The sequence below is a fragment of the Rhizobacter sp. P2_H2 genome, assembly GCF_056403375.1.
This window is the reverse complement of sequence record NZ_JBFUFP010000789.1, coordinates 1-2,593: the sequence shown is the minus strand read 5'-3', so window position 1 is coordinate 2,593 and position 2,593 is coordinate 1. Positions and strand designations below refer to the sequence as shown.

The 2,593-nt window shown below is 68.5% G+C and carries 3 protein-coding genes; all 3 read left to right on the top strand.

The annotated features are described in order from the left end of the window. Positions 1-662, top strand: a 662-nt coding sequence (locus tag AC1D15_RS26335) for a tRNA dihydrouridine synthase (protein WP_477828315.1), incomplete at its 5' end; no start/stop codon positions are given. Between the two features lie 30 nt (positions 663-692). After that, on the top strand, positions 693-1,994 hold the full coding sequence (locus tag AC1D15_RS26330) for a DUF4397 domain-containing protein (protein ID WP_477828314.1): 1,302 nt from the start codon (positions 693-695) through the stop codon (positions 1,992-1,994). Positions 1,995-2,092: 98 nt separating this feature from the next. After that, positions 2,093-2,551, top strand: coding sequence for a response regulator (locus AC1D15_RS26325; RefSeq protein WP_477828313.1), 459 nt, complete (start codon positions 2,093-2,095; stop codon positions 2,549-2,551). The last annotated feature ends 42 nt before the right edge of the window (positions 2,552-2,593 follow it).

Here is a 2,593-nt window from a genome sequence, read left to right as displayed (position 1 = left end):
CTGCGCTGCTGCAGGATCCGGAGCTGCTGGCACGCATCGTCGCCGCGGTGCGGCGCGCGGTGCCGATGGCGATGCCGGTGACGGCCAAGATGCGCCTCGGCTTCGACGACGACCTGCGGGCCGTGGAATGCGCACAGGCCATCGCGGGTGCCGGTGCGGCGGAACTGGTCGTGCATGCACGCACCAAGGCGCACGGCTACCGCCCCCCGGCCTATTGGGACCGCGTGCATGCGGTGCGCATGGCTGTGCCGATTCCGGTGATCGCGAACGGCGAGATCTGGACGGTGGCCGACGCGCATCGCTGTCGCGAGGTATCGGGATGCGATGCGCTGATGGTCGGCCGCGGCATGGTGGCCGACCCGGGACTGGCGCGTGCCATCGCGCGGCCGGGCAGTTCGCTCGGCTGGCCGCAGCTGCTGCCGCTGATGCTGCATTTCTGGCAGCTCGTGGGCGGGCATGTCGAGCCGCGTCATCGCGCCGGCCGCCTCAAGCAGTGGTTGAACTACCTGCGGCGGCGCCACCCGGAGGCCGAAGCGGCCTACCAGTCGGTGCGCACCGTCAATGACCCGCAACTGCTGGAGTTGCATCTGCAACAGTGGTGCGGTGCGAGTCATACAGCTTCACACGCGCGACACCAAGCGATTGCAGGCGTGCCCGCATAATGACCTGAACCATTTCGAGGATCCCGACTCGTGAAACGCCCGACCCGTGCCCTGCTGATCACCGCTCTCCTGCTCCCGTTGCTGCATGCCTGTGGCGGCAACAGCGAAGATGACCAGGGCTCCGTGCGCCTGATCAATGCCACCGCCGATTTCGCGCTGCTCGACGCCTACCGCGACGACAGCGTCATCATCGGCAGCGTGGCCGCCGCGTCCGGCAGCGGCTATGTGCACCTCGACAAGGACAGCTACACCTTCAAGATCGCCCAGACCGGCTCCGGCGTCACGGCGGCCAGCTTGTCGGGCTCGGTGTCGGCGGGCTCGCACTACGCGTTGCTGGCCTATGCGAGCGGGTCGGCATTGCAGGTCAGCTACCTGACTGAAGACGAAGGCGCGCCGAGCTCCGGCCAGGCCAAGCTGCGCTTCATGCACACCGCCGGCCTCGAAGCCGGCAACGTCGACGTGTACGTCGGCCAGGCGGCGTGCAATGCGCTGGGCTCCACCTCCATTGCGGCGGCCAGCGGGCTGTCGACCGCGACCTCGGCGACGGCACCGACCGCCTACACCGCGTTCAGCGCCGGCACCTACCACGTGTGCGTGACTGCTGCCGGCAGCAAGACCGACGTGCGGCTGGACATTCCGGCGTTGACGCTCAGCAACCAGCAGGTCGCCACGCTCGTGCTGACCCGCAGCGGCGGCGGCGTGCTGGTGAACGGGCTGCTGGTCAACCAGCAAGGTGCGGTGACCCCGAGCGCCAATCTGTCGACGCGCGTGCGCGTGGTGGCCAACACCCTGGTGGCGACCGACACGATCAACGTCGCGGTCAACGGCACGACCGTCGGCAGCAACCTCTCGCCGGCCTCGGTGGGCAGCTACCGCCTGGTGACGGCCGGCACCCTGAACGTCACGGTCAACGGCGCGGCCGTGGACGTCGGCACGGCGACAGCGCCTGCCGGCGGCGACCTGACGCTGCTCGTGACCGGCGACGTGGCGTCGCCCAAGCTCTCGGTGGTCACCGACGACAACACGCCGTCGACCAGCGCTTCCGAGCCGGTCAAGCTGCGCTTGGTCAATGCCGTCAACGGCCTGACGGGCAGCGTGACGCTGACGCTCGACAGCGACGTGATCGGCGACGACGTCGCGTTCGGCACTGCCTCGGCGCCGGCCACGGTGGCCACCAGCGCCGCATTGGCGACGATCGTGGCCAGCGCCGGGTCGAGCAAGCTCTGGCAGGCCACGGACCAGACGCTGACCACCGGCAAGGTCTACAGCGTCTTCCTGCTGGGCAACACGTCGACGGTGGGCACCTCCAGCCTGATGCGCGCCGACCGCTGAGGCGGTTCAGGGTTTCCCCCTCGGAGCACCACCGGCTCCCGGGGGGGCTCTTCGAAGGTCGATGGCGCTATAGTCGCTCGCATCCGGAGGGTGCGGCGATGTTGTTGCAGCGCGCGTTCAGGGCCGTCGATGTCTTGATGGTCGAAGACAACCCGGGCGATGTTCGTCTGACACGCGAAGCGCTGCGCCGCAACGGGCATGACCTGCGGCTGCACCATGCCGAGGACGGCATCTCGGCGATGCGGTTCCTGCATCGCGACACCCCTTACGAAGCGGCACCGCGGCCCGACCTCATCCTGCTCGACCTGAACCTGCCGTTGATGGGTGGTCGAGACGTGCTCGCCGCCATCAAGTCCGATGCGTCGCTGCGGTCCATCCCGGTGATCGTGCTGAGCACCTCGCAGTCGGACGACGACGTGTCCCGTGCGTACGACCTGCAGGCGAACTGCTTCATCAGCAAGCCCGCCGATCTGCACGAGTTCAACCAGGTGATCCACAGCATCGAGCGCTTCTGGCTGCAGACGGTGAGCCTCACCGGTCGCGGGGGTGTGGCGTGAACGGCCAGCGTCGTGTCCTGCTGATCGAGGACAGCGCGGGCG

Coding starts and splice junctions, on each gene's coding strand:
- AC1D15_RS26325 (WP_477828313.1), top strand. CDS start 2,093: ATGTTGTTGCAGCGCGCGTTCAGGGCCGTCGATGTCTTGATGGTCGAA.